Annotated in this window: 32 protein-coding genes and 1 riboswitch; of the genes, 18 read left to right on the top strand and 14 right to left on the bottom strand. The window is 65.4% G+C overall.

Annotated features, from left to right (window positions below):
- Positions 1-107 precede the first annotated feature (107 nt).
- From JQ635_RS34960 to JQ635_RS34950, 3 genes are all read right to left on the bottom strand, one after another.
- Positions 108-803, bottom strand: coding sequence for a glutathione S-transferase family protein (locus tag JQ635_RS34960; protein WP_211414307.1), 696 nt, complete (start codon positions 801-803; stop codon positions 108-110).
- A 176-nt stretch (positions 804-979) separates the two neighbouring features.
- Entirely contained in the window at positions 980-1,210 is a 231-nt protein-coding gene (locus JQ635_RS34955; RefSeq protein WP_183243019.1) for a hypothetical protein, read from the bottom strand.
- The gene (locus JQ635_RS34950; RefSeq protein ID WP_211414306.1) at positions 1,207-1,986 is read right to left on the bottom strand and encodes a TSUP family transporter; all 780 of its coding nucleotides are present in this window, start codon (positions 1,984-1,986) and stop codon (positions 1,207-1,209) included. The genes JQ635_RS34955 and JQ635_RS34950 overlap by 4 nt, the downstream gene beginning before the upstream one ends.
- Positions 1,987-2,322: 336 nt before the next feature.
- Between JQ635_RS34950 and JQ635_RS34945 the strand changes: the two genes are divergently transcribed.
- The 4 genes from JQ635_RS34945 to uvrB all read left to right on the top strand — a co-directional run bounded on the left by JQ635_RS34945 (position 2,323) and on the right by uvrB (position 7,066).
- Positions 2,323-3,240 carry a LysR substrate-binding domain-containing protein gene (locus JQ635_RS34945; protein ID WP_211414305.1) on the top strand — a complete coding sequence of 306 codons (918 nt, stop codon included), beginning with the start codon at positions 2,323-2,325 and terminating at the stop codon, positions 3,238-3,240.
- Positions 3,241-3,558: 318 nt separating this feature from the next.
- On the top strand, positions 3,559-3,783 hold the full coding sequence (locus JQ635_RS34940) for a hypothetical protein (RefSeq protein ID WP_211404507.1): 225 nt from the start codon (positions 3,559-3,561) through the stop codon (positions 3,781-3,783).
- A gap of 41 nt (positions 3,784-3,824) precedes the next feature.
- Entirely contained in the window at positions 3,825-4,058 is a 234-nt protein-coding gene (locus tag JQ635_RS34935; RefSeq protein ID WP_211414304.1) for a hypothetical protein, read from the top strand.
- A 104-nt stretch (positions 4,059-4,162) separates the two neighbouring features.
- Positions 4,163-7,066 carry an excinuclease ABC subunit UvrB gene (gene uvrB / locus JQ635_RS34930; protein WP_211414303.1) on the top strand — a complete coding sequence of 968 codons (2,904 nt, stop codon included), beginning with the start codon at positions 4,163-4,165 and terminating at the stop codon, positions 7,064-7,066.
- Between the two features lie 86 nt (positions 7,067-7,152).
- Here the strand turns inward: uvrB and JQ635_RS34925 are convergent, their stop codons facing one another.
- Positions 7,153-7,539 carry a hypothetical protein gene (locus tag JQ635_RS34925; RefSeq protein WP_211414302.1) on the bottom strand — a complete coding sequence of 129 codons (387 nt, stop codon included), beginning with the start codon at positions 7,537-7,539 and terminating at the stop codon, positions 7,153-7,155.
- Positions 7,540-7,929: 390 nt separating this feature from the next.
- A complete protein-coding gene (locus tag JQ635_RS34920) occupies positions 7,930-8,166 on the bottom strand; it encodes a hypothetical protein (protein WP_211414301.1) in 237 nt (78 codons plus the stop codon).
- 297 nt (positions 8,167-8,463) lie between these two features.
- Between JQ635_RS34920 and JQ635_RS34915 the strand changes: the two genes are divergently transcribed.
- From JQ635_RS34915 to JQ635_RS34890, 6 genes are all read left to right on the top strand, one after another.
- A complete protein-coding gene (locus tag JQ635_RS34915; RefSeq protein ID WP_211414300.1) occupies positions 8,464-8,916 on the top strand; it encodes a nuclear transport factor 2 family protein in 453 nt (150 codons plus the stop codon).
- 230 nt (positions 8,917-9,146) lie between these two features.
- A complete protein-coding gene (locus JQ635_RS34910; protein WP_211414299.1) occupies positions 9,147-9,413 on the top strand; it encodes a hypothetical protein in 267 nt (88 codons plus the stop codon).
- Between the two features lie 206 nt (positions 9,414-9,619).
- On the top strand, positions 9,620-10,060 hold the full coding sequence (locus tag JQ635_RS34905; RefSeq protein WP_211414298.1) for a nuclear transport factor 2 family protein: 441 nt from the start codon (positions 9,620-9,622) through the stop codon (positions 10,058-10,060).
- Between the two features lie 263 nt (positions 10,061-10,323).
- The gene (locus JQ635_RS34900) at positions 10,324-11,244 is read left to right on the top strand and encodes a hypothetical protein (protein WP_211414297.1); all 921 of its coding nucleotides are present in this window, start codon (positions 10,324-10,326) and stop codon (positions 11,242-11,244) included.
- A gap of 342 nt (positions 11,245-11,586) precedes the next feature.
- Complete coding sequence (locus JQ635_RS34895; protein WP_211414296.1) at positions 11,587-12,006, top strand: hypothetical protein; 420 nt, start codon at positions 11,587-11,589, stop codon at positions 12,004-12,006.
- Between the two features lie 267 nt (positions 12,007-12,273).
- Positions 12,274-12,411 carry a hypothetical protein gene (locus JQ635_RS34890; RefSeq protein WP_018648329.1) on the top strand — a complete coding sequence of 46 codons (138 nt, stop codon included), beginning with the start codon at positions 12,274-12,276 and terminating at the stop codon, positions 12,409-12,411.
- Between the two features lie 35 nt (positions 12,412-12,446).
- On the opposite strand, the gene JQ635_RS34885 is transcribed toward JQ635_RS34890, so the two are convergent.
- The 3 genes from JQ635_RS34885 to JQ635_RS34875 form a co-directional block, all read right to left on the bottom strand.
- Positions 12,447-12,593, bottom strand: coding sequence for a hypothetical protein (locus JQ635_RS34885; RefSeq protein ID WP_211414295.1), 147 nt, complete (start codon positions 12,591-12,593; stop codon positions 12,447-12,449).
- A 402-nt stretch (positions 12,594-12,995) separates the two neighbouring features.
- On the bottom strand, positions 12,996-13,475 hold the full coding sequence (locus tag JQ635_RS34880) for a MaoC family dehydratase (protein WP_211414294.1): 480 nt from the start codon (positions 13,473-13,475) through the stop codon (positions 12,996-12,998).
- Positions 13,475-13,927 carry a MaoC family dehydratase gene (locus JQ635_RS34875; protein ID WP_211414293.1) on the bottom strand — a complete coding sequence of 151 codons (453 nt, stop codon included), beginning with the start codon at positions 13,925-13,927 and terminating at the stop codon, positions 13,475-13,477. Before JQ635_RS34875 ends, JQ635_RS34880 begins: the two co-directional genes overlap by 1 nt.
- 167 nt (positions 13,928-14,094) lie before the next feature.
- Between JQ635_RS34875 and JQ635_RS34870 the strand changes: the two genes are divergently transcribed.
- The gene (locus tag JQ635_RS34870; RefSeq protein WP_018648333.1) at positions 14,095-14,391 is read left to right on the top strand and encodes a DUF4282 domain-containing protein; all 297 of its coding nucleotides are present in this window, start codon (positions 14,095-14,097) and stop codon (positions 14,389-14,391) included.
- Positions 14,392-14,516: 125 nt separating this feature from the next.
- On the opposite strand, the gene ychF is transcribed toward JQ635_RS34870, so the two are convergent.
- From ychF to JQ635_RS34850, 4 genes are all read right to left on the bottom strand, one after another.
- Positions 14,517-15,614, bottom strand: a complete 1,098-nt coding sequence (gene ychF / locus JQ635_RS34865) for a redox-regulated ATPase YchF (protein WP_211414292.1) — start codon at positions 15,612-15,614, stop codon at positions 14,517-14,519.
- Positions 15,615-15,619: 5 nt separating this feature from the next.
- The gene (pth, locus tag JQ635_RS34860; protein WP_211414291.1) at positions 15,620-16,225 is read right to left on the bottom strand and encodes an aminoacyl-tRNA hydrolase; all 606 of its coding nucleotides are present in this window, start codon (positions 16,223-16,225) and stop codon (positions 15,620-15,622) included.
- 58 nt (positions 16,226-16,283) lie between these two features.
- Positions 16,284-17,006: a 50S ribosomal protein L25/general stress protein Ctc gene (locus tag JQ635_RS34855; RefSeq protein WP_211414290.1), complete on the bottom strand. Its 723-nt coding sequence runs from the start codon at positions 17,004-17,006 to the stop codon at positions 16,284-16,286.
- Positions 17,007-17,202: 196 nt separating this feature from the next.
- A complete protein-coding gene (locus JQ635_RS34850; RefSeq protein ID WP_018648337.1) occupies positions 17,203-17,454 on the bottom strand; it encodes an accessory factor UbiK family protein in 252 nt (83 codons plus the stop codon).
- Between the two features lie 210 nt (positions 17,455-17,664).
- On the opposite strand from JQ635_RS34850, the gene lgt reads away from it, so the two are divergent.
- The 5 genes from lgt (at position 17,665) to JQ635_RS34825 (ending at position 22,364) form a co-directional block, all read left to right on the top strand.
- Positions 17,665-18,507: a prolipoprotein diacylglyceryl transferase gene (gene lgt, locus JQ635_RS34845; RefSeq protein WP_211414289.1), complete on the top strand. Its 843-nt coding sequence runs from the start codon at positions 17,665-17,667 to the stop codon at positions 18,505-18,507.
- Between the two features lie 21 nt (positions 18,508-18,528).
- Positions 18,529-19,644 carry a class I SAM-dependent methyltransferase gene (locus tag JQ635_RS34840; protein WP_211414288.1) on the top strand — a complete coding sequence of 372 codons (1,116 nt, stop codon included), beginning with the start codon at positions 18,529-18,531 and terminating at the stop codon, positions 19,642-19,644.
- A complete protein-coding gene (gene pgeF / locus JQ635_RS34835; RefSeq protein WP_211414287.1) occupies positions 19,644-20,411 on the top strand; it encodes a peptidoglycan editing factor PgeF in 768 nt (255 codons plus the stop codon). The genes JQ635_RS34840 and pgeF overlap by 1 nt, the downstream gene beginning before the upstream one ends.
- A gap of 187 nt (positions 20,412-20,598) precedes the next feature.
- Positions 20,599-21,216 carry a hypothetical protein gene (locus JQ635_RS34830; protein ID WP_211414286.1) on the top strand — a complete coding sequence of 206 codons (618 nt, stop codon included), beginning with the start codon at positions 20,599-20,601 and terminating at the stop codon, positions 21,214-21,216.
- A 194-nt stretch (positions 21,217-21,410) separates the two neighbouring features.
- Positions 21,411-22,364, top strand: a complete 954-nt coding sequence (locus JQ635_RS34825) for a ribose-phosphate pyrophosphokinase (protein ID WP_183242970.1) — start codon at positions 21,411-21,413, stop codon at positions 22,362-22,364.
- 120 nt (positions 22,365-22,484) lie between these two features.
- On the opposite strand, the gene JQ635_RS34820 is transcribed toward JQ635_RS34825, so the two are convergent.
- Positions 22,485-23,051 carry a 6,7-dimethyl-8-ribityllumazine synthase gene (locus JQ635_RS34820; RefSeq protein WP_211414285.1) on the bottom strand — a complete coding sequence of 189 codons (567 nt, stop codon included), beginning with the start codon at positions 23,049-23,051 and terminating at the stop codon, positions 22,485-22,487.
- Between the two features lie 77 nt (positions 23,052-23,128).
- A riboswitch (FMN riboswitch) is annotated at positions 23,129-23,302 on the bottom strand.
- Between the two features lie 406 nt (positions 23,303-23,708).
- On the opposite strand from JQ635_RS34820, the gene JQ635_RS34815 reads away from it, so the two are divergent.
- Together JQ635_RS34815 and proC are read left to right on the top strand one after the other, a co-directional pair.
- Positions 23,709-24,209, top strand: a complete 501-nt coding sequence (locus JQ635_RS34815) for a YbjN domain-containing protein (RefSeq protein WP_211414284.1) — start codon at positions 23,709-23,711, stop codon at positions 24,207-24,209.
- A gap of 212 nt (positions 24,210-24,421) precedes the next feature.
- A complete protein-coding gene (gene proC / locus JQ635_RS34810) occupies positions 24,422-25,246 on the top strand; it encodes a pyrroline-5-carboxylate reductase (protein ID WP_211414283.1) in 825 nt (274 codons plus the stop codon).
- Positions 25,247-25,296: 50 nt separating this feature from the next.
- On the opposite strand, the gene JQ635_RS34805 is transcribed toward proC, so the two are convergent.
- Positions 25,297-25,701 (bottom strand): thioesterase family protein, encoded by a 405-nt coding sequence (locus JQ635_RS34805; RefSeq protein WP_211414282.1) that lies wholly within the window; start codon positions 25,699-25,701, stop codon positions 25,297-25,299.
- Positions 25,702-25,791: the final 90 nt, after the last annotated feature.

The raw sequence follows: 25,791 nt of genomic DNA, 5'->3' as shown, positions 1-25,791 counted from the left end.
CTTCAAGAACGGCCTCGAATACTTCCATGCCGTCGCAGCAGGATGGAGCCTCAGAGATATGTGCATGCCCTAGCGCGTTCGCGGGGACGACAGTGGAGGGAGCCTGCCTACACTTGGTACCCCGGCGACTTCCGCGCCATGCCATCGAACGCATCCAGCAGTTTTTCGCGCCAGGCGTAGACCGGATCATCCGCCTCCAGCAGCTTGAACGGACTCACAACGCGCGCCCATTGGAATCCGCCGAAGACGATGTAGTCGGCATAGTTCGGCGCCTGCCCGCCGAGAAACGGCTGCGTCTTGAACGTCTGCCGCATGATCTCCAGCGATTTGCGGAACGCGATCACGCCGGTGTCGCGGCTCGCCTGGACCTCTTCCAGGCTCTTGCCGAACCGCGCCTCGCGCGACTTTCGGAAATAGGCGGCGTCGACCTCGCCAAGATTGTTCGGGATATCGGCGATAACAAACGGAGAGAGACCGCCGACGATGGCGATGTCGCCCCACGCATTGATCATGCGCGCCATGGCCCGCCCGCCCTCGCCGCCGAACAGCGACGGGCGATCCAGAAAGTTGTCCTCGAGATAGTTCGCGATGATCCAGGAATCGACGATCGGCTTGTCGTGATGCAGCAGCACCGGGACCCTCTCCGAGCCGTGCGGCGCGATCGCGCTCTTCTCCGTGAAGCGCCAGGGCAGCGTCTCCGCTGACAGGCCCTTATGCGCCAGCGCCATCCGCGTGCGCCAGCAATACGGGCTGAAGGGGCGCGCGGCGTCGGTGCCGACGAGCTCGAAGAGTTTGAATGACATGAAAGGCCTTCCCTACCAAACCCTCATCCTGAGGAGCGCGGAACGCGCGTCTCGAAGGATGAAGGCCCGATCTCGGCCTCGCCCTTCGAGACGCGCGCAAGATGCGCGCTCCTCAGGGTGAGGGTCTCCCATTCTGGATTGCTTCGCTTGCGCTCGCAATGACGATGTGGGGAGAGCTACCGCCCGTTGGTGCGCAGCAGCCTCTCGCCGCCTTCCGTCACCGCGATGACGAGCCCCACACCGGGCAGCGTCTCGCGCGCGACGTAGCCACGGTCGGCGGCGTCTTCCCAGATGGTGAGGCGCGGGCACGAGGTCTTCCAGGTCGCGATCACCTCGGCATAGGCGCGCGGCTCGCGCGCGACCCACTCGACGAAGTCCAGCACCAGCGGATCGGCGGTCTCGCTCATGGCAAACCTCCCTTGTCGAAAGCGGCCAGCACAGGGGTACGAACCAGGAGCCAGCCGCCATAGGCGATATAATAGCAGGCAATGGTGGTGATCAGCTTGTTGGACCAGGCGATGAATTGCTGGTCGGTCATGGCTTCGAGGATGCGCCGCGCCAGCGTGGTGCCGAGCATCGAGGCTGCAATGGCGACGCCGGCGAGCACGGGATCGAGGCTCGCGGCCTGGTCGATGATGCCGCCGAAATAGACCAGCTTGGTGAAATGGCTGACGAGCTGGCACATCGCCTTGGTTGCCACCTTCTCGCGCCGGCCGAAATCGCCGCCGAGGAAGAAGGTGTCGAGCAGCGGGCCGGAGACGCCGGTCATCAGCATCAGGCCCATGCAGATCGTGCCATAGACGGTGCCCTGCCAGAGCCTGTCAGGATCCGGCTTGATGTTTGACGGCAGCAGCCGTGCCATGAACGGGGTGACGCCGAGCAAGAGCAGCGCCGTCGGCTTGTCCGGCACGTAGCGGGTGATGGACCAGGCCGCGAGCGCAGTGGCAGCGCCGACCATGTAGTTCGCCACCGGCCGCCAGCGGATATGCGCCCGCCACAGGAACGCGCGCCAGCCGTTCGAGGCCATCTGCGTGATCGCATGCAGCACCATCGCGGTCGGCAGCGGCATCAGCGCCAGCAGCACGCCGATCAGGATCAGCCCGCCCGCCATGCCGAACAGCCCCGACAGGAACGCGGTGGCGACCATCAGCAATCCAAGGGCAGCGATCATGATGGGCGTCACGAGGGAGAGCTCCGGTGGTAGCGAGTAAGGGACGCAGACTGCGTGCACTCCCTCGCCCCGTTCTTACGGGGCCGGGACGAGCGTAGCTCGCCCTGAGAGGGTGGGGTGAGGGGCTGCATCCGCGATCACGGTGAGAATGAGACTCGCGGAGAGTCCCCCTCACCCGGAATTTGCTGACGCAAATTCCGGCCTCTCCCCGCAGGCGGGGAGAGGCGAAGGCAGCGGCGCTTCCCGGTAAATCAACTTGGAATTACTCTCATTCTTGTGCCTCGCTTGCCCGCCTCGCGCAAACTGAGTTATCTTGCCCTGGCATCAGCTTTCCTGAGGGTCGGGCATTTGCGGCGGCTGCTGTTTCTCAACGGCATCAAGGCATTCGAGGCGGCGGCGCGGACCGGCAGCTTTGCTGCGGCCGGGCTCGAGCTCAGCGTGTCGGCGGCCGCCGTCAGCCGCATGGTGCATCTGCTGGAAGAGCGGCTCGGCGTCGCGCTGTTCGAGCGCAAGGCCAACAAGCTGGTGCTGACGCAGGCCGGCCGCGCCTATCAGAGCGGGCTGACCCCGATCTTCGATGCGCTGGCGAGCCTGACCGCGCAGGTGACGGCGCCCTCCAGCGTCCGCGTGCTCACCATCGGCGTCGGCCACACCTTTGCGATGCGCTGGCTGATCCCGCGGCTGTCGGAGTTTCGCAGCGAGGAGCCCGACATCGAGGTGCGCTTCACCACCGGCGGCGCGCTGGTGCCGTTCGGCGAAGACTGGAATTGCGGCATCAAGCTCGGCACCGGCGACTGGCCCGGCCTCGTCGCCGAGCCGCTGTTTGCCGGCGACCTCACGCCGGTCTGCGTGCCGCGTCTCGCCACCTCATTGAAGCGGCCGGCCGATCTCAGAGGACCCAGCCTGATCCGCGTCGCGCACTCGCCCGAGGACTGGCCGATCTGGCTGAAGGCCGCGAACCTGCCTCGCATCAACGCACGCGGACCGGAGTTCCAGTTCTACGGCCAGGCGCTGCAGGCGGCCGCCGACGGGCTCGGCATCGCCATGGGCATCCGGCCCTATATCGACGACGATCTCGCCGCCGGCCGGCTTGTCGCCCCGTTCGACCTCTCGGTGCCCAAGGGCATGCGCTGGTACCTGCTCTATCGCAGCTTCCAGACCGAGCAGCGCGACTTCGCCGCGTTCCGCCGCTGGATCATGCGCGCGGCATCGGAACCCGCGACCCGCCCCGTGCGGCGGGCCGGCCGCAGTTCCGCGCGGAGCTGAGCATCTCAGCCAAGCCAATGTGGGTTGGAGCGCTGCAAGCCCAGAACACGGTGCACCTCTCCCGCTTGCGGGGGAGGTCGGCGCGAAGCGCCGGGTGGGGGCTCTCTCCACATTGGGAGTGTTCGTTGCGGAAGCACCCCCACCCCAACCCTCCCCCGCAAGCGGGAGAGGGAGCGCACCGTGTTTGCGGAACCTAGTTTCGCGACCCCACGCGGCAAAAAAGCCGGCCCCTTGTGAACGGCTTCACATCCCAAAATCCGCAAACGTGGTCCCCTGATCCTCCAAAAAGACACTTACGGATCACTTTGGGGACTACCAATGACGACTCTCTACGACGGCTTTGACATCGAATCCTTCGAAGCTGGCAAGGGGCTGTGGCACGCCCGCATCCGGCGCGCCGATTTCAGCCCGGTTGCCATCGACGGCGTGCTGTTTCCGGCCATGGAAGTCGGCTTCGCCTGGCCCGATCCCGACGCCGCGATCGCCGACGCCAAGCACCACATCGATCGCTTCCGCCGGCGCGCCGACCACGACGACGAATAGATATCTTCCAGCACAGCGCGGCGCGAAACGAGGAACCGGTGATGTCGTATATCGAGATCGAAGAGACCCAGCCGCTGGCCCGATCCTACGCACGATCGGTGCTGTCGAAATGCCCGGAGTGCGACGGCGATCTCACGGTGCTCCGTGTGATCGGCGGCCGCGCCGGATGCGAGTACTGGACCATGCGCTGCACCGATTGCGGCAGCATCCATCTCGACATCCTGAAGCCGCGCCAGGCGAGCGAGGACGACGACGGACCGCTGCCGGCGGCGTGAGCCAGGAATCGGCGACAGGCCTGCTGCCAACCTGCTGTCAGCAGCCTGAGCATGGCGGATCATTCGCCCTTTATTGAGGGGCGGACTCGTCCCATATTCGCCTCATGGCGAAGAAACCTGCTCCCCCGAAATCCCCTAAATCCAAGGCCCCGAACTCGAAAGCGCATCGGCCCGATGTGCAGCCGATCGGGCCGGCGCTGGCCGAACTTCTGAATCCCGCGATCAACCGCGGCGATGCCGGGCTTGGCTCGGGCACCGGCCTGCAGCCGCCGCCGGACAATTCGCGCGACCGCCGCGCCGGGGGCGAGGCCGCCGCACATCGCGCGCGCGCCTCGACGCCGAAGGACTTCCCCAGCGACCGCCCGGCGGGACTGGACGAGGCACCGCAGGCCAATTACGGCACCGCGGCCACGATCCCGACACTCGATCCGGAACTGGCCCGGCAGCTCGGCCTGCCCACGGAAGAGGACGATGCGGAAGCGCTGGCGCGTCCGCCACGCAACAAGATGGAGGCGCTCGGCGTCAAGGCGACCGCGGAGGCGCTGGAATCGCTGATCCGCGAGGGCCGCCCGGAGTTCCGCAAGGACGACGGCTCCATGAAGGTATGGACGCCGCACCGGCCGCCGCGTCCGGAAAAGTCCGAAGGCGGCGTGCGCTTCGAGATCAAGTCGTCCTACGAGCCGCGCGGCGACCAGCCGACCGCGATCGCGGAGCTGGTCGAAGGCATCGAGCGCAACGACCGCTCACAGGTGCTGCTCGGCGTCACCGGCTCCGGCAAGACCTACACCATGGCCAAGGTGATCGAGGCGACACAGCGCCCTGCCCTGATCCTCGCGCCGAACAAGACGCTGGCCGCCCAGCTCTATGGCGAGTTCAAGAACTTTTTCCCCGATAACGCCGTCGAATATTTCGTCTCCTATTACGACTACTACCAGCCGGAAGCCTACGTTCCGCGTACCGACACCTACATAGAAAAAGACTCGTCCATCAACGAGCAGATCGACCGCATGCGCCACTCGGCGACGCGCGCACTGCTCGAACGCGACGACGTCATCATCGTGGCGTCGGTGTCCTGCATCTACGGCATCGGCTCGGTCGAGACCTACACCGCGATGACCTTCGCGCTGAAGAAGGGCGAGCGCATCGACCAGCGCCAGCTCATCGCCGACCTCGTCGCACTCCAGTACAAGCGCACCCAGGCCGATTTCACCCGCGGCACCTTTCGTGTGAGGGGCGACGTCATCGACATCTTCCCGGCGCACTATGAAGACCGCGCCTGGCGCGTGAACCTGTTCGGCGACACCATCGAGGCCATCGAGGAGTTCGATCCGCTCACCGGCCACAAGCAGGACGAGCTCGAATTCATCAAGATGTACGCCAACTCGCACTATGTGACGCCGCGCCCGACGCTGGTGCAGGCGATCAAGTCGATCAAGTTCGAATTGAAGCAGCGGCTCGACCAGCTGCACGACCAGGGGCGCCTCCTGGAAGCGCAGCGGCTGGAGCAGCGCACCACCTTCGACCTCGAGATGATGGAGGCGACCGGAAGCTGCGCCGGCATCGAGAACTATTCCCGCTACCTCACCGGCCGCCGCCCCGGCGAGCCGCCGCCGACGCTGTTCGAATACGTCCCCGACAACGCGCTGATCTTCGCCGACGAGAGCCACGTCACCATCCCGCAGATCGGCGCCATGTTCCGCGGCGACTTCCGCCGCAAGGCGACGCTGGCGGAATACGGCTTCCGCCTGCCCTCCTGCATGGACAACCGCCCGCTCCGCTTCGAGGAGTGGGACATGATGCGGCCGCAGACCGTCGCGGTGTCGGCGACGCCGAGCGGCTGGGAGCTCAACGAGAGCGGCGGCGTGTTCGTCGAGCAGGTCATTCGTCCCACCGGACTTATTGATCCTCCCGTTGATATTCGCCCTGCCCGCACCCAGGTCGACGACCTCGTCGGCGAGGTCCGCGCCACCGCGCAGGCCGGCTATCGCTCGCTGATCACGGTACTCACAAAACGCATGGCGGAGGACCTCACCGAATATCTGCATGAGCAGGGCATTCGCGTCCGCTACATGCACAGCGACATCGACACCATCGAACGCATCGAGATCATCCGCGACCTCCGTCTCGGCGCCTTTGACGCGCTGGTCGGCATCAACCTCTTGCGCGAAGGCCTCGACATTCCCGAATGCGCGCTGGTCGCGATCCTCGATGCCGACAAGGAAGGCTTTTTGCGCAGCGAGACCTCGCTGATCCAGACCATCGGCCGCGCCGCGCGCAACGTCGACGGCAAGGTGATCCTCTACGCCGACCAGATGACGGGGTCGATGGAGCGCGCCATCGCCGAGACCAACCGCCGCCGCGAGAAGCAGGTCGAGTACAACACCGCCAACGGCATCACGCCGGAGAGCGTGAAGAAGCAGATCGGCGACATCCTCAACTCCGTCTACGAGCGCGATCACGTGCTGGTCGAGGTCGGCGGCCACGACATGACCGACGACGTCATCTCGATCGGCCACAATTTTGAGGCCGTGCTGGCCGACCTCGAAACAAGGATGCGCGAGGCGGCCGCCGATCTGAACTTCGAGGAAGCCGCGCGCCTGCGCGACGAAGTCAAGCGCCTGCGCGCGACGGAGCTTGCGGTGGTGGACGACCCCACCGCGAAGCAGCGCGCGGTGCAGAGCAAGGCCGGCGCCTATGCCGGCGCGAAGAAGTATGGCGACGCCGCGAATTTGCCGGTGAGCGCGATGAAGAAGAAGACCGTGGGCTCCGCGCTGAAGGCCAGCGGCGCCGGCAGCGGCTCGAAGGTGCACAAGCCGCATCTCGACGAGATGCACGGCCCGGAATCCCTGCCCTATCGCGAGAACCCCAGTCTGCCCGCAAGACCGTTCGGCAGCACCAGCCGGATCATCCAGCCGACGGACTCACGGCAGTCGGGTCCGGAGTTCGGGCCGGCGCCGAAGTCGACGGGTGGCGCGCCGGGAAGACGCGGGGGGTGGAAGAAGAGGTAGGCGGCGCATCCGCGCTCGTCGTGCTATGGATTCCGGGCTCGCCGCTACGCGGCGCCCCGGAATGACGGCGGAGAGATTTTCCCTCGTTACCCCACGCTCGCGGTCACCACGGCCATCACCGACAGCAGCAGCACGATGGTCATGAGCTGGAGCGAGGCGACCGGCTGGGTGCGCCATGCCGTGATCTTGTCGGAGAGCGACAGATGGGCCTCGAAGAACTTCGGCTCGTAGACGGTCTTGAAGACGGCGGGGAAGCTCGGGCCAATAGACACCGCGAGCAGCGCGTGCATCAGCGAGGCGATTGCGACGAAGATGGCGACGCCGGGGTCGCCGACGAGGTCGTGATTGCCGACGAGCTTGAGCAGGAAGGCGGCGGCGGCGAAGGTCGGGAAGCTCTGCAGCGTCGCGGTCAGCGCGAGGCCTTCGAGCGCGTTGTGCAGGCGGGACTTTCTCGCGGCGGCGATGGCGGCCATGGCACGTCTCCCTGATGACATGGGGATGACGATAGCCGCGAGGCCGGAGGGGTGATGTGAGATGGGTCACTCCCTGCCGGGAGCCCCTCTGCGGCGCGGACAAATGAATGGCGTCAGAGCTGGCGGAAGAAGACGAGGTAGATCGCCACGCCGACCGTCGAGAACGACAGCAGAACGCCAAGCCAATTGTATTTGACACCCCGCGAGCGGAACGCGTTTCTCATAAAGCGAGCGAGGAAACACAGGAACAGAATTGCAAGGACGAGGCCCCACAAGAACTTCCCGACATCCATCGTCCCCTCGCTCGACTCAACCCCAGCGTTTGCAGCTGGAACTTACCATCGGGGCATGCCGGACAGAAGACGGTGGGGCGCGGGGTTTTCCGTGCCTCTACAGCTTCCCCTGCCCGTTCACCTGGCCCTGCTGTTGCCGCTGCTTGTCCTGTTCCTTGGCGTGATGCCTGCCATAGAGACAGCCGGCGGCGGCGCCGAGCATGCCGTGATGGCCGGCGTAGTGGCCGGCGACGCCGCCGACGACGGCGCCCTTGATGCAGCCCTTGGCGTTGGCGGCGGGGCTCGCGCCGAGCATGAGGAGCGCGGCAGCCACAGTGAGAAGCGTAGATCTCATGAAACGATGTCTCCGGATGCGATGTCCTGACATCAACGGATACCGCAGGATCCAGGTTCCCTTGCGCGGGGTCTTGCACGGCGCGTCAGCCGATATGCACGCGGCGTCATCGCAGGAACGCAAAGGCCGCTCGTTTCTTGCAGGCGAACAGGCGTGCAACCCGCAATTGTCCCCCCATGAACCGGGCATTGCGCCCGCGCGTCATAGACTGCAATCAGCCCTGTGTCCTTGCGGATTGAAGCACGCGCGGGCTGCGCGGTAGCGTTCGCAGGTCATGGGCAATGAGGGCGGCGCGGCATGACGGTTGAATCGTTGAACAGGCAGCGCGTCGTGCATCTGCTCGACGCCTTCGCGCGCGGCGATATCGAGGCCGCGCTGGCGTGCTGCACCGACGACGTCGACTTCCTCACCCACGCGCCGATCGACGTGCTGCCGCACATGGTGCCGCGCCACGGCAAGCAAGAGCTGCGCGAGCTGTGGCAGACGGTCTGGTCGCGCTATTCGGAAGTTCGCTACAAGGTGCCGCACATCCTCGCCGACGGCGACGAGGTCGCGACCTACATCCAGACCTATTTCAGGAAGCGCAGCAACGGCCGCATCGTGCAGTTCGACATGGCCGTGTTCTACGCCTTCCGCGGCGGGCTGGTGGCCGAGATCCGCGAGATCATCGATTCCTACGACCTGGTGCAGCAGGTGCTAGAGCGGGAGATCGGGCCGCTGATCACGGGGGCGGGGGTGGACGGGGTGTAGCGGCATCGCTGCTGCGCTCCCTCTCCCCGTTCTTACGGGGAGAGGGTTGGGGTGAGGGGCCTCTCGCCGCGCGTGGGATTGTCGAGAGACCTGTACCCCCTCACCCGCCGCGCTGCGCGCGTCGACCTCTCCCCGCAAGCGGGGAGAGGTGAAGAAGTCCCGTTGAACCTCCCTCCCCCTCGCCGAGACCCATCCCGGGGCGTTGTGCACGCCGGCTGGGTCATGGGCCGATGAAAGTCGTGTTGCTTGCTATGTTGGGGCTGTTCCTGGGGACGCTGGGCGGGGCCGCGCTCGGCATCGGGGCCGGGCTCGCTTTCGTCGAAATCGCGCAAACCACGAATTTCGAAGGGCAAAACGGCATGCTGGTGTTCTTCGCCTTCATGCCCGCGGGCGCTGCGATCGGCGGAATCGGCGGCGCGGTGCTGTTCGCCCTGCTGGCGCTGCGGGACGATGCGATCGCGATCGAACGGGAACCCGCAGTCCGCGGGGATCGGTAGACGACCCCGGGGACCGGTAGATTACGGGGTTCTGTTGTAAATCTCACAAAGCGCGCTCAATTGTGCATTGCGAAATTGTGAATTGCGTTTTGGCCGAAATCGGGTATTTCGTTCGCATACAAATGAGTTGAGCGCCCCGGGACACCTTTACGGTGCATGGGGTTGTTTTCCGTTTTTTCTGCAAGCCAGCGTCAGGACTGCCCAAAATGACAGAGCACAGCCTCTGGCGTTTCTCGCGCGCATTGCACCGTGCGATCAACGACCGGCACTTTGAGGATATCGAGGCCCTGATCGACGAGGACGTCGAGTGGGCGCTCTATGGCCCGATCGACATGTTTCCGTTCTTCGGCGCGCGGCAGGGCAAGGACGCCGTGCTCGACGTCATCCGCCAGCTCGCCGACAATTTCCAGGTCCGCCGCTTCGACCGCGAGAGCATCATGCTGGGCGTCGATTCCGCCGCCTCGATGCTGCGCTACTCGCTGACGGCGCTCGATTCCAGCAAGCCGATCTCGCTGCGAGTGGCTCAGTTCGCCCAGTTCAGGGCGGGCAAGCTCATCAGCATGCGGGTGCTGATCGACACCTTCGACCTGGTCGAGCAGGCACTCGGCCGCGCCATTCATCTGCCGAAGATGACCAGCGTCGGCTGAGGGGGACGCCAACGGGCCCCCTTTCCCGGGACCGGTGACAAGCCGACCGCGACGTCCTGGCCTCCAGCCCCGCCGGATGCCGTCGCACGCAAGCCGTCATCGGGCGCGCTCTCTTCGCGCGGCCCGTTGGTTCGCGTCCCCGCGCGAGTCGCCACAATTTCGCAACGATAGGTCAGCATCCTCGCTGCGGAATGGCGCATGGTCATTGCGGAAGTCCGCACTATATTGGCGGGCGGCATGCGCTGGGGTTTGCGGGCAGGACGATGGAATTCTCGACGGGTTTTGGCTGGGCCAGGCTGCCGGTGCTGGCGGCCGCATTCATGCTGGGATCGGTGCTGACGGTCTCGGCGCAGATCATTCCGCCGTTCTCCCCCGGCCCGGCCGTAGTGCCCGACGACGAAGAGGCCGAGACGGTGGAGGCCCCCAGCGTCAACGATCCCGACATCATGAAGGGCATCGACGTCGACAAGCTCGACTGGAGCCAGCTCGCCATCGACGCCGGCACGCTCAACGACATCATTGCCGCCAAGAAGCGGGCGCAGGCCGCGGCCAGCAGCGGACTGAACTGGTCGTCGAACGCCAACGCCAACGGCTCCTCGGCGGTGACGGTGAAGCAGTCGGTGTTCGAGTTCTGGGATACGCGGATCGGCGCCGACATGACGGTGGCGAGCGAGCCGCGGACGATGTCCGAGCTGCTGGCACAAAAGGCCGCCAATGGCGGCAGCCTGCCGCAATCCTCCGGCAGCGCCTGGGCGACCGCGACCGCGCCGGGCGCGGGGGTGATCTGGGACAAGACCGCGGTCGAGGCCCGCGTCGACCCCGGCTCCGAACAGAGCAAGATCGGGGCGTCGCTGACCAAGTCGATGCCGCTGTCGGGCGACACCTCGCTGACGCTGCAGAATGGCTACAGCGTCAACCAGCAGGGCACCACCGCCGTCCCCGGCATCGGCGGCCACATCACGCGCAATTACGAGACCGACCAGACGGCCAAGGTCACCAATACCGACACCGGCACCAGCATCACCGCGGGCCAGACGCTGTCGACCACCGACGACAAATGGCTGCGCAAGGTCGGCGCAGAGCAGAAGCTGTTCGACAACGTCACCGTCTCCGGCTCGGTCGGCGAGACCTCGCAAGGGGCGATCAACAAGAGCGTGACTGCCGGCTTCAAGAAGAGCTGGTAGACCGAGCCTCCACTCTGTCCCCTTATCCTGAGGGCGCTCCGAAGGAGCGCGTCTCGAAGGATCGAGGCCCGCACCGCCGCAGCGGGGCCTTTCATGGTTCGAGACGCACGCGAAGGGGCGCGCTCCTTCACCATGAGGGGATGGATTCCGATGCGCGTTGCGCCCTTTACACTCCCCTAACCATACGGAACCATACGCCACGGCAATACCCCCGAATGGTCTGCCCTTGCCGCATCTCGGCCCCTTTGCGGTCAAAATCGGACGCCCTGATGCGGGTTGCCTTACAGACATCGTCGTGCGGGGGACACTCGCGCTGCGCTCAACGCGAACAGGGGAACAACGATGAACGCCATCCGTCCGGAAAAGGTTGAAGCAACCGAGACCGAAACCGTCGACAACAATCTCGCGGCGGTGACGGAAGTCGAAGCCGGCATCCGCGATTTCGTCCGCAACGACATCGCCTATCTGCGCCGTCCTGCGGCGACCACCGACGCGCCGCCGCTCGATCCGAGCGCGGAGGCCACCGTCACCAACGTCAACTCGCTGATCCAGCGCGTCGCCGGCACCTCGCTCGCCGAGATCGAGAACCTGATCTCCGAGCTCGAGAGCCTGCGTGACCTGCTGCATGCCGAGGGCCAGCGCGTCCAGCGCGAGATCTCCGGCTACGCCCAGCTCAGCCAGGCCGCGATGAAGTCGACCCGCATGATCGCCGACAACGTCGCGCAGTGGAAGCGCGCCGCCGACGGCCTGCGCAACAGCTGATCGCTGACACGACGCATCATCGGCCGCCGCGTTCCCGGAAGGGAGCGCGGCGGTTTTGATTCTGGGGCCACACTCTCGCTGTCATCGTCCGCGAAGGCGGGCGATCCAGTATTCCAGAGACGGCAGTGATTGAACCGAGAAGCCGCGGCGTACTGGATGCCCCGCCTTCGCGGGACATGACTGCGGAGGCTTTGAACCCTCCGCCCCTCACCGGCGACCAATGCCAAGCGCCCGTGCCGCCACGGCCGGGCTCAGGGGACATGTCAGATGGAAAGCATTCGGCCCGACACCACGGACCCCATACCGTTGCGGCCCGCGCCGAACCAGTTCGGCACGATCATGCTGCGCTTTGTCGGATTGCTGGCGGTTGCGATCGCGGTGCTGGCGTTCGTCTATAGCCGCTGAGGCGGGGCCGCGGGCCCCGGGACGTTAACAGACCGTTACCGGGCAGCGTCCACGGTCGAGGCTTCCAGGGTGTAGGCGCCGTCGGCATAGCCCTTCACCACCATGCCGGCGACCAGCATCACGGCCAGCGTCGCGGTCGCGAAGATAAATCCAACAAACTTGAGTGCGCCGCGGTCAGCCATAGTCCTCGTCCCCTGTCCTCTGCCTATTCGTTCAAATAGACAGCGACAGGTTCATAATTGGTTAGCAACTTGATGGTTCCGGCAATTGCTTTGCGGTAACCATGTTGCGCAGGCTTATGGCAGCCGCTCCGAACAGCGTCCATAGCGCGCGGGCAACACTTGGCTGGTTTCTGACCCCGGCGGTGTTCCCACTCCAGCAACGGGCGGGATGCGCATTGCTGCGCCCTCGCCCCTTGTGGGAGAGGGCAGCGACGCAAGTGGATGCAAGCTCGCCTGGGTGAGGGGTTTCTCTTGGCGAGAGCCGCTCGCAATGGAGTTCGCTGAGGCAACCCCTCATCCGGCGCTTCGCGCCACCTACTCCCACAAGGGGAGAAGGAAGAACGCAGCTCGACTTATTCTAAACTACGCGCTCTTTCGCAGCGGCACGAAGGCGCTGGCGGTGATGGAGTAGACCTCCTCGCCGCGCTGATTGGTGCCGATGGTGCGGGCCGTCAAAATGCCCCAGCCGGGACGCGAGGCGGAAGTGCGCTTGTCGATGACTTCGTTGACGTAGGAGACGGTGTCGCCGGCGAGCACAGGCCTGATCCAGCGCAGATCGCGAAAGCCCGGCGACGGGCCCCACACCGCAACCTCCTCGCCGCGCGAGGTGGCCTCGCGCGCCAGACGCTGGCCGTCGGCGACAAGCAGGCTCATGCAGGCCGAGCCGACATGCCAGCCCGAGGCGGCGAGCCCGCCGAACAACGAATTCTTGCCTTCGTCCTCGTCGAGGTGAAAGCGCTGTGGATCGAACTTCGCGGCGAACGTCTTGATGGACTCCGCCGTGAACGTATAGGCGCCGATCTCGCGGCGCTGTCCGATCGCGATGTCTTCGAAGAACCGCATCAGACCGCTCCCTCGCGCCGCTTGATCAGGATCGGCGAGGTCATCTCGGCGAGCACCTGCCCCGCCGCATTGCGCGCGCTGCATTTGAACTTGACGATGCCGAGCCCGGGGCGGCTCTTCGAGACCCGCGCCTCCAGCACGTCGACGTCGAGCGTGAGATCATCGCCGGGCCTGAGCGGCGAGAGCCAGCGCACCTCGTCGACGCCGGGAGACCCCAGTGACGCGGCGCGGGTGATGAAACCGTCGGCCATCATCCGCATCATCAGCGAGCAGAGGTGCCAGCCCGAGCCGGACAGGCCGCGCAGCATGCTTTTGCTGGCGGCATCCTCGTCCAGGTGCATCGGTTGCGGATCGAACTCGGCGGCGAAGGCCAGAATCTCGTCGCGGGTGACATGGCGCGGGCCGAATGTTCCGAACCGGCCGGGCGGGAAATCTTCGAAGGTCAGGGTCATCTTGGGAAAGCTTTGCGGGAATGACAGATTGTGGCCGCACTTTGCGGCAATCTCAACCCGCCGGCCCGCATGGCTCGTGCTACATACGGGGGATCGGCGTTGATTTGAGTCGGATCGATCGACGGCCGAAGCCCGATTTGGAGTCCCGATCTGCCCTGGGGAGAGCGATGTTTTCATTCAGCGACCTGTTTCAATGGGACCGCTTCATCACGCCGACGATCATCAAGACCTTCTACTGGCTGGTGATCGCGCTGATCTGCCTGTTCGGCCTCTCCGGCATCTTCTCTGGGTTGGCTGCGATGGCGATCAGCCCGTTCGGCGGCTTCCTGGTGCTGCTGTCGTCGATCGCGAGCGTCGTGGTCGGGATCGTGTTCTCGCGCATCGTCGCGGAGCTGATCCTGATCGTCTTCCGCATCAACGAGCATCTCGGCGCGATCCGGGACCAGGGCGGCGGGATGCGGTGAGGACGGTACAGGTGCCGTAGGGTGGGCAAAGCGAAGCGTGCCCACCTCTTCCGTCGCGATATTGGATAGATGGTGGGCACGGCGCGATGCGCCTTTGCCCACCCTACGGCACCGTCGCTGGTGCCTTACGTATTAAACCGGAAATGCATCACGTCGCCGTCGGCGACGACGTATTCCTTGCCTTCGAGGCGAAGCTTGCCGGCATCGCGGGCGCCGGCTTCGCCGCCGAGCGCGACGTAATCGTCAAACGCGATGGTCTCGGCGCGGATGAAACCCTTCTCGAAATCGGTGTGGATCACGCCGGCAGCTCCTGGCGCCTTGGTGCCGCGATGGATGGTCCAGGCGCGCGCTTCCTTCGGTCCCACCGTGAAATAGGTGATGAGCTGGAGCAGCGAGTAGCCGGCGCGGATCAGGCGGTCGAGGCCGGCCTCTTCAAGACCCAGCGTCTCCAGGAAATCGGCGCGCTCTTCGCGCGAGATCGTCGCGATCTCGGATTCGATCTTGGCGGAGATGACGACGGCGACCGCGCCCTCTTTCGCCGCCTGCTCCTCGACCGCCTTGGAGAAGGCGTTGCCGGTGGCGGCCGAGCCTTCCTCGACGTTGCAGACATAGAGCACGGGCTTCGACGACAGCAGGCCAAGCATCGAGAACGCGCGCTCTTCTTCCGCCTTGCGCTCGACGAGACGGGCGGGCTTGCCATCGCGCAGCAGCACCAGCGTGCGGTTGACGAGGTCGAGCTGCTCCTTGGCGTCCTTGTCGTTACCCTTGGCCTTCTTGGTGAGGTTGTCGACGCGCTTCTCAAGGCTGTCGAGGTCGGCGAGCATCAACTCGGTCTCGATGGTCTCGATGTCGGCGAGCGGGGCGATCTTGCCCTCGACATGGGTGATGTCGGAATCTTCAAAGCAGCGCACGACATGCGCGATGGCGTCAACTTCGCGGATGTTGGCCAAAAATTGGTTGCCGAGGCCTTCGCCCTTGGAAGCGCCGCGCACGAGGCCGGCGATGTCGACGAAGGTCAGCCGGGTCGGGATGATCTGGCCCGACTTGGCGATCGCTGCGAGCTTGTCGAGCCGCGGATCAGGGACGGCGACCTCACCGACATTCGGCTCGATGGTGCAGAACGGATAGTTCGCGGCCTGCGCCGCGGCCGTCTCGGTCAGCGCATTGAACAAGGTCGACTTGCCGACATTGGGCAACCCGACGATCCCGCATTTAAATCCCACGAGCGTTATTCCTTGCCGTTCTCGTCCTTGGTCAAAAATCCCTTCGCCTGCATGGCCAGATGCACCCTGTTGGCAAAGGTCGCGTCCGTGCCCTTGGCGATCAGTGCGGCGTGCTCGGCGACCGCGTCGCAGAGCGTTGCCACCCATTCGTTGTCGGCCTTGGCGAAGTCCGACAGCACGTGGCCGTGCACCATTTCCTTGACGCCGGGATGACCAATGCCGAGCCGCACCCGGCGATAGTCGTTGCCGATATGCGCCGAGACCGAGCGCAGGCCGTTATGGCCGGCGATGCCGCCGCCGATCTTCACCCGCACCTTGCCCGGCGGCAGTTCGAGCTCGTCATGAAACACGGTGACGTCGCCCGGCGCGATCTTGAAGAAGGCCGCCGCTTCCTGAACGCTGCGGCCGGACTCGTTCATGTAGGTCGTGGGCTTGAGCAGGATCACGCGCTCAGGTCCGAGCGTGCCTTCCGAGGTCTCGCCCTGAAAGCGGCGGCGCCACGGCGAGAAGCTGTGACGCCGCGCGATCTCGTCGACGGCCATGAAGCCGATATTGTGCCGGTTACGTGCGTATTTCGCGCCGGGATTGCCGAGCCCAACAAAGAGTCGCATGACGCGGCGCGCCCCTCGCTCGGCGCGCAGTCAGGGACCGCGCGCCAGCTTTGAGAGATTACTTCTTCTTGTCGCCGCCGGCGGGAGCCTTGGCGGCAGCCGCCGGAGCAGCAGCACCCGCAGCCGGAGCAGCGGCAGCCGGAGCAGCAGCACCCGCGGCCGGAGCCGCACCACCAGCCGCAGCCGCAGCAGCAGCCTTCTGCTCCTCGGCGTAGCCGGACGGCGGCACGATGGTGACGAGGGTCGCGTCCTCGCGGGTCAGCGCCTTCACGCCGGCCGGCAGCTTGACGTCCGACAGATGCAGCGAGTGACCGATTTCGAGCGAACCGACATCGGCCTCGATGTACTGCGGAATGCTCTCGACGCCGCATTCGAGCTCGATGGCGTGGGCAACGATGTTGACGGTGCCGCCGCGCTTCACGCCGGGGGAGCCTTCCGCCTTCACCACGTGCAGGGGAACGCTGATGCGGATGGTGGCGCCTTCGCCGAGCCGCATGAAGTCGACGTGGATCGGGAAGTCCTTGACCGGATCGAGGTGGTAGTCGCGCGGAATCACGCGGTGCTTCTTGCCCTCGAGATCGATGTCGACCAGCGTGGTCAGGAACCGGCCGGCGAGGATGCGCTGGCGCAGTTCACGATCTTCGATCGAGATCGTGACGGGGGGCTGGTTGTTGCCATAGATCACTCCGGGCACTCTCCCGGCGCGACGCTCAGCCCGGGCGGCCCCCTTGCCGCTCTTCGGACGTGCGGTCGCCTTCAATTCCTTGACGGTCGTCGCCATGTCGTTAAGTCCTTGTTTTTGCAAAAGTTAATGGGCCGCAAGGCGGCCCATGGCATCGTCCGCAGCAAGCCTCCAGGGGTGCGGGGGCCGCGAACGTGGCCGGCTTTTACCCGGAAGATGTGGAAATGACAAGGAGAATGGGCGGTTGCCCGGGTTCTTACCCTCCCCTGGAGGTCAGAGACGTCCTAGACCGTCGTTACCCGCCGAGCTTGGCCTCCAGCGCGGCAATCCGGGCCTTCAGGGCCTCGTTCTCTTCACGCGCCAGGCGGGCCATGTCCTTGACCGCCTCGAACTCCTCGCGCTTGACGAGGTCCATGTCGCGCAGGAATTTTTCGGCCTGGGTGCGCATGACAGTGTCGAACTCGCGCTTGACGCCCTGGGCCGCACCGGCTGCGTCGTTCATCAGGCGGCCGATCTCGTCGAAAAACCGGTTGCTGGTCTGGGTCATGTCGGTCTCCTGGCGGCCTTGCGATAAACTTTGCGCGAACACTCGGAAAGACAATGGCAATCCGATTGGGCCGGTTCAAGAGCGAAGCGGCGGTATCCTTGTCATGCCCCGGTTTCCTTGCAATCGTATTCAACGTCCCGGCATAAAAAGAATCACGCGGCGTCTGCTGGCGCTCGATCGCCGCAATCTCGTCTAGACATAGAAGGCGTGATGCCCTTTCTGCTCATCGACTTTCCCTCGTTCAGTCCAATCGCACTCCAGATCGGGCCGTTTGCGATCCGCTGGTATGCGCTCGGTTATATCTGCGGGATCACGTTCGGCTGGCTCTATGCCCGCGCACTGATCAAGAACGACAGGCTGTGGGCCGGCTCATCGCCGATCAGCCTGGTGCAGATCGACGATTTCATCCTGTGGGTGACGCTCGGCATCATCGTCGGTGGCCGCTCCGGTTACGTCCTGTTCTACAATCTGCCCTTCTTCATCGAGCACCCCGCCGCCATCTTCAAATTGTGGGAAGGCGGCATGTCCTTCCATGGCGGCTTCCTCGGTTGCGTCGTCGCGGTGATGGGGTTCGCCCGGAAGAACGGCATCTCGATCCTGTCGCTCGGCGACATCACCTGCGGCGTTGCGCCGATCGGCATCTTCCTGGTGCGGTTGACCAACTTCATCAACGGCGAATTGTGGGGCCGCGCCGCAGACCCCAGCCTGCCCTGGGCCATGATCTTTCCGACCGGCGGTGACGTGCCGCGCCATCCGAGCCAGCTCTACGAGGCGGGCATGGAGGGGCTGCTGCTCTTCATCGTGCTCGCCGTGATGATCCGCCGCGGCGCCTTGAAGCGGCCGGGGCTCATCCTCGGCAGCTTCATCCTGATCTACGGCCTGACCCGGATCATCGGCGAGCATTTCCGCGAGCCGGACGTCCAGCTCGGCTACCTCTGGGGCGGGTTAACCATGGGCATGCTGTTGTCGATCCCGATGCTTATTGTCGGCCTCATACTTATTGTATTGGCAGTGCGGCGCGGTGCGCCGAAGCCGATCGAGGCCGTTCGTTAATTCATTTCGAGAAAGCACGCCGTGACCGACCAGCCGCTACTCAACGAGATCAAGGCGCTGATCAAAGCCTCAGGCCCGATGCCGGTCTGGCGCTACATGGAACTGTGCCTGATGCATCCGCGCTATGGCTATTACGTCTCGCGCGATCCGCTCGGACGTGAGGGCGACTTCACCACCGCGCCCGAGGTCAGCCAGATGTTCGGCGAGCTCTTGGGCCTGTGGACCGCCTCGGTGTGGAAGCAGATGGGCTCGCCGCAATTCTTGCGGCTGATCGAGCTCGGCCCCGGCCGCGGCACCATGATGGCGGATGCGCTGCGCGCGCTCCGCGTACTGCCGCCGCTCTACCAGGCGCTTCACATCCACATGGTCGAGGTCAATCCCGTGCTGCGCGAGCGGCAGAGTGCGACGCTGTCGAGCGTGCGCAACATCTCCTGGCACGACAGCATCGACGACGTGCCGGAAGGACCGGGCATCATCCTCGCCAATGAATATTTCGACGTGCTGCCGATCCACCAGATGGTGAAGGGCGAGAACGGCTGGCACGAGCGCGTGATCGAGATCGACCCGAACGGCAAGCTTCAATTCGGCGCGGCGTCCGAGCCGACGCCGCGCTTCGACGTGCTGCTGCCGCCTTTGGTGCGCGCAGCTCCCGTCGGCGCCGTGTTCGAATGGCGGCCCGACGGCGAGATCATGAAGCTCGCCACGCGCGTGCGCGACCAGGACGGCGCGGCCCTGATCATCGACTACGGCCACTTACGCAGCGATGCCGGCGACACCTTCCAGGCGATCGCGCGCCACACCTTCACCGATCCCCTGAAGGCGCCGGGCCAGGCCGACGTCACCGCCCATGTCGATTTCCAGGCGCTCGCGCGCGCAGCCGAGGATGTCGGTGCACGTGTGCACGGCCCGGTGACGCAGGGCGACTTCCTCAAGCGTGTCGGCATCGACACTCGCGCGGCGGCCTTGATGCAGAAGGCAACGCCTGAGGTCGCCACCGATATTTCCGTGGCTCTGAAGCGCCTGACCGATACGGGACGCAGCGGCATGGGCTCGATGTTCAAGGTGCTCGGCATCTCCGAGCCGCGGCTGATGGGCATTGCCGGGCTCAGCGATCTCGATCACGCCGGAGGAAATTGATGACCCTCGCTTCGTCGCTGCTGTCGGCGGTTCCCGGCCTGCGCCATGCCTTCTTCACCCGCGAAGGCGGCGTTTCCGGCGGCATTTATTCCGCGCTGAACGGCGGGCTCGGCTCCAACGACGATCAGGCCCTCGTCGCGGAAAACCGTCGCCGCATGGCCGAGCATGTCGGCGTCGCGCCGGAACGTTTCGTCAGCCTGCATCAGATCCATTCGCCCGACGTGCTCATCGCCGAAATGCCGTGGCCGAGCGGACCGCGGCCAAAGGGCGACGCGCTGGTCACGAAGACGCCCGGCATCGCGCTCGGCGTCTCCACCGCCGATTGCGGGCCGGTGCTGTTCGTCGATCCCAACGCGCGCGTGATCGGCGGTGCCCATGCCGGCTGGAAGGGCGCTCTGACCGGCGTGCTGGAATCTACGATCTCGGCCATGGAGAAGCTCGGCGCCACGCGCGGCGGCATCATCGCCGCGATCGGGCCGTTGATCCGGCAAGAGAGCTACGAGGTCGGCAACGAGTTCGTCGCGCGCTTCATCGAGGCGGACGCCGACAACGCGGTGTTCTTCATCCCGTCAGCGCGCGAGGGACACGCAATGTTCGATCTCGCCGGCTTCATCCGCAAGCGGCTGGAAGCCGCGGGCATCCTGATGATCGACGACCTTGGTCTGGACACCTACGCCGACGAGCGCTTCTTCAGCTACCGCCGCTCGGTGCATCGCAAGGAGCCGGATTACGGCCGGCACGTTCACGCCATCGCGCTTGAGGGGTGAACACACAGGCAACACTCTGTGTCATTCCGGGGCTCGCGAAGCGAGAACCCGGAATCCATTGTGCAGCAGTTCACACGGCGAAATGGATTCCGGGCTCGCGCCAAGAGGCGCGCCCCGGAATGACCGTGTGTTGTGGCGCTCCTGCCCTAGACCTTAATCGATTTTAACGATATCGCTGCCCTCCATAATGAGGGACGCGTCATTCATCCTGGGCCGTGCGGGTTCGCGCGTGCTGGCGCTTATGCTGCTGGCGGCGGCGACCGCGCTTGGCGGCTGCGCCGGTGGCGGCGGCAGTGCCGCCAACTCCTATGCGATGGCGCCGAGCACCGGCTCGGGAGCGACGGTGGCATTCGAGTCGATCGACGGGCCGCCCCCCCAGGTGTTCGACCGCATGGTCGGCGTACTCGACAGCGAATCCAAGCTGCGCAGCCTGTCCGTGGTCTCCCGCGAGGGGACGGCTGCCTACCGCGTGCGCAGCTACCTCTCAGCCCAGGTGGTGCGCGGCAAGACCGTGATCGCCTGGGTCTGGGACGTCTACGACGCCAACCAGCAGCGGGCGCTGCGCCTGTCCGGCGAGGAACCGACCTCCGCCAAGGGCGGCCGCGATCCCTGGGCCGCGGCCGACGACCTCGTGCTGCGCAAGATCGCCCAGGCCGGATTCAGCGGACTTTCCAATATGATCAATGGGACGCCGGATGCCCCGGGCGCGGCTCCCGGCCTGCGGGGGCCGGCGGTCGCGGGCGTGATCAAGGAGGCGCCGGCGGCGGACATGCCGGCCTCGGCACTCGGCTATGCCGAGCGATAACCCCCGCTAAACCACGGGCTCAAGATGCGGCCAAGCCGTTGGCCCGACTCAGGATTTTCAGAGGGAAAACGTAGCATCCCGGGTTGCCATTGCGGCCCCCGGCCTGATATTTCCTCGCCCGTCGTAACCGTGCTGCCAGTGGGTATTTTCTGATGTTGAACGTCGTATCCAGCAAAGCGCGGGAGGAAGCGTCCATGTCGGCCAAGAACGGCTCCATCAAGCTTGTCGCCGGCAACTCCAATCCGGCTCTCGCGCAGGCCATCGCGCAGGGCCTCAACATGCCGCTGACCAAGGCGGTGGTCCGGCGCTTCGCCGACATGGAGATCTTCGTCGAGGTCCAGGAGAACATCCGCGGTTCGGATGCCTTCATCATCCAGTCGACCTCGTTTCCGGCGAACGACAATCTGATGGAGCTGCTGATCATCACCGACGCGCTGCGCCGCTCCTCGGCGCGCCGCATCACCGCAGTGATCCCCTATTTCGGCTATGCTAGGCAGGACCGCCGCTCCGGCTCGCGCACGCCGATCTCGGCCAAGCTCGTCGCCAATCTGATCACCCATGCCGGCGTCGACCGCGTCATGACGCTCGACCTGCATGCCGGCCAGATCCAGGGCTTCTTCGATATCCCGACCGACAATCTGTTCGCTGCCCCTCTGATGGTGCGCGACATCCGCGAACGTTTCGACCTCGGCAAGGTGATGGTGGTCTCGCCCGACGTCGGCGGCGTGGCCCGCGCCCGCGGCCTCGCCAAGCGCATCAACACCCCGCTCGCGATCGTCGACAAGCGCCGCGAGCGTCCGGGTGAATCCGAAGTCATGAACGTGATCGGCGACGTCTCCGGCTACAGCTGTATCCTGGTCGACGACATCGTCGATTCCGGCGGCACGCTGGTGAACGCGGCCGATGCGCTGATCGCCAAGGGCGCCAAGGACGTCTACGCCTACATCACCCATGGCGTGCTCTCCGGCGGCGCCGCCGCCCGCATCGCGGGCTCGAAGCTGAAAGAGCTCGTGATCACCGACTCGATCCTGCCGACCGAAGCGGTGACCAAGGCACCGAACATCCGCACGCTGCCGATCGCCAGCCTGATCTCGGATGCGATCGCGCGCACCGCCGCGGAAGAGTCGGTGTCGAGCCTGTTCGACTAGTCTTTCCGATCCCAGAAGGTCTCGTAGGGTGGGCAAAGGCGCGACGCGCCGTGCCCACCTTTTTTGTTTCGCGAGAGGAGGTGGGCACGCTTGCGCTTTGCCCACCCTACGGCAGTCTGCCTACCCCACGATCCCCGCCGCGACCTGGCCGCGCAGGCGCTCCAGACCGTGCAACGTCTCCGCACAGGCTGCCGCGACTTCGACGCCCTTGATGGCAAAGTGCCTGCGGAAGAAATCGTAGTGCACCTCGGTCTCGTGGAACTGCTGCGGCGTCAGCACCGCGGAGAACACCGGCACCTCGGTGCGCAGCTGCACGTCCATCAGCGCCTTGATCACGGTGTCCGCGACGAACTCGTGGCGATAGATGCCACCGTCGACGACGAGGCCGGCGGCAACGATCGCGGTGTAGCGCCGGGTCTTGGCGAGCACCTGCGCATGGAGCGGGATCTCGAACGAGCCCGGCACCTCGAACACGTCGACATGGGTGAGGTGACGCGCCTCGGCTTCCTTCATGAAGGCGATGCGGGCTTCCTCGACCACGTCGCGGTGCCAGCGGGCCTGCACGAAGGCCACCCGCTGCGGCTTGGCGAAGCGCGGATGCGCGGGTACCGGGTCTTGCGGAACCGGCGGCGGCGTTTGAGTGGGTTGGGACGTTTCGGCTTGGGGATCTTGCAACATCTGATTCATGGCTTTCCTCGGTTCAAGGACCAGAATCAGGGCACACGGAACGACAAACAGCCGCATCTCGCGATGCGTCTGCCACCGACCGTTCTCTTTCATCCGGACTTTAACCGTCGGCTTCGGAGTTGCACCGAATCTGCTGACCCTTCCCTTCGGACAAAACCTTTTCAGGAAAGTCCTTGGGGGAGGCGCTCGCGGGCTTAGGCCTTTCGGCCCTTACCGCCGGTGGGGACTTTCACCCCGCCCTGAGAACATCGGCCGTCCGGAATGAACGGCCTGACCGGAAATATGACGCCGGCCGGCGGCCGCAGCAAGCGCGTTCCGCATGGGGAAAGCGCATGGTCCCATGCCGCTATGGCCATCCAGCCCTCACCCGGCGGAATTAACGATTGGCCGGCCCGCTCGAATCCGATTCCGGTTTGTTCTCCTCCATCCGGATTGCGGCTTCCTGCGTTACGAATTGTGGCGGAGATGAGCTGTGGACGAACGAGTCCTGGCTTGTGGACGGACTCGGGACCCCGTTGCGCAGATTCCGCAAATCACATCACTTGATCCGCGACAGGCCCGCGCTGATCCGAGGGAACGCGACAGCGACATGAGGGAGCGTGCCGGGCCGACCGCGTGCGTATCAACGACAACAAGAAGGCAAGAGGTCGAGACGGCATGTCCCTGCTCGAAGGCAACATCGATTCCAAAAGCCATCCTCTCGCGGTGGTCGAGGATATCGCTGCCAACAACAACTGGCCGTTCGAACGCTCCGGCGAAGACGAACTCACGATCGTCTCGAAGGGACAGTGGACCGACTACCAGCTCTCCTTCACCTGGATGGGCGAGATCGAGGCGCTGCATCTGGCCTGCGCGTTCGACATAAAGATTCCGCTCGCGCGGCGGAGCGAAGTGCAGCGGCTCGTCGCCGCCGTCAACGAGCAATTGTGGGTCGGTCATTTCGATCTGTGGACCAACACCGGCATGGTCATGCACCGCCAGGCCCTGGTGCTGCCGGGCGGCCTCACCGCCTCGCCCGCGCAATGCGAGGCCATGCTCGCCGGCGCCATCCACGCCTGCGAGCGCTACTTCCCGGCGTTCCAGTTCGTGGTGTGGGCGGGCAAGACCACAACCGAGGCGATGGACGCGGCGATGTTCGATACGGTGGGAGAGGCGTAGGGCCTGCTCTCCCGAGGCGGTGAGCGAGCCACGGCGCTCTCTTCATCGTCGTCCTGAACAAGCGAGCGGAGCGAGCGCTGATCCAGGACCCATACCGCGAGGTGCCCGTGTGCGGCACGGCGCTTGTTGCTCTGCCCTCCATCCACTAGAACCAGCCGGGGTTATGGGTCCTGGTTTTCGCCAGGACGATGGCGGATTTTGTGGCAACAGCAATGGCAAACAGCACCCTCCAAAACATCACCGGCACCATCCTGCTTGCCGGCGCCGGCAAGATGGGCGGCGCGATGCTGACCGGATGGCTCGCGGGCGGGCTCGACCCGCGCCGTGTCGCGGTGGTCGACCCGTTCATCTCGCCGGAGATCACCGCGCTGGCCGCCAAGGGCGTTGCGCTCAATCCCGATGTGACGGCGGCGGGCACGGTCGAGACGCTGGTCGTCGCGGTGAAGCCGCAGATGTTCCGCGATGCCGGCGCGAAGCTGAAACCGTTCGTCTCGGAGAAGACGTCCGTGGTGTCGATCATGGCGGGAACCACGATCGCCTCGCTCGAGGAGGTCTGCGGCGGCGCCGTGGTGCGCGCGATGCCGAACACACCCGCCGCGATCGGCCGCGGCATCACCGTCGCCGTTGCGGCCAAGACCGTCAGCGCCGCGCAGCGCGCGGTGGCGGATGCGCTGCTGCGCGCCACCGGCTCGGTCGAATGGGTCGAGGACGAAGGCCTGATGGACGCGGTGACCGCCGTCTCCGGCTCGGGTCCGGCCTATGTCTTCCTGCTCGCCGAGGAACTCGCGCGGGCCGGCGTCGAAGCGGGATTGCCCGAGGCGCTCGCAACCAGGCTCGCGCGCGAGACCGTCGCCGGCTCCGGCGAGCTGCTGCACCAGTCGGAGCTCCCCTCCGCCACGCTGCGCCAGAACGTCACCTCGCCGGGCGGCACCACGGCCGCTGCGCTCGGCGTGCTGATGGGCGAGCCGGGCCTGCGCGAGCTGATGATCCGCGCGATCGCGGCGGCGACGAAGCGGTCAAAGGAATTGGCGAAGTAAGACGGTGCCGTGGGGTGGGCAAAGCACGGCGCTTCGCGCCTTTGCCCACCCTACGATTTCGAGCCTGCGGCTAGCCGCTTGTTGAACATCTCGACATTGACGAGCCCGCGCGCGTGGCGGCCTTCGCCGAGCCTGCGCGTGCCCTCGAACGCCTCGACCTCGAAGCGAATGACGCGGCGTTCGACCGCGACCACTTTTGCGGTGGTCCGCACTGTCGCGCCGACGAGAGCGGCCGCAAGATGACGAATGTCGACCTCGGTGCCGACGGTGACCCAGCCCGACTGAAGCGCGGCGCGGATCGCATCGCCCGCGGTCATCTCCATCTCCAGGATCATCATCGGTGTCGCATAGACAAAAGGCATGCCGGGCACGAAATGCCCGACCGTGCGCTCCACCGGCACCACCAGCGTGCGCTCGGCGCTCATGCCGATCTTGATGAACTCGCGTGCGTCCATGGGGGCCTCACACACGGTGTCGTCCCGGACAAGCGCGCCTTAAGCGCGCGCCGATCCGGGACCCATAGCCACAGGACGTCGTGGTTACGG

It is taken from the genome of Bradyrhizobium iriomotense (genome assembly GCF_018130765.1).
Lineage (GTDB): Bacteria > Pseudomonadota > Alphaproteobacteria > Rhizobiales > Xanthobacteraceae > Bradyrhizobium > Bradyrhizobium iriomotense_A.
This window is presented reverse-complemented; position numbering and strand designations above follow the sequence as displayed.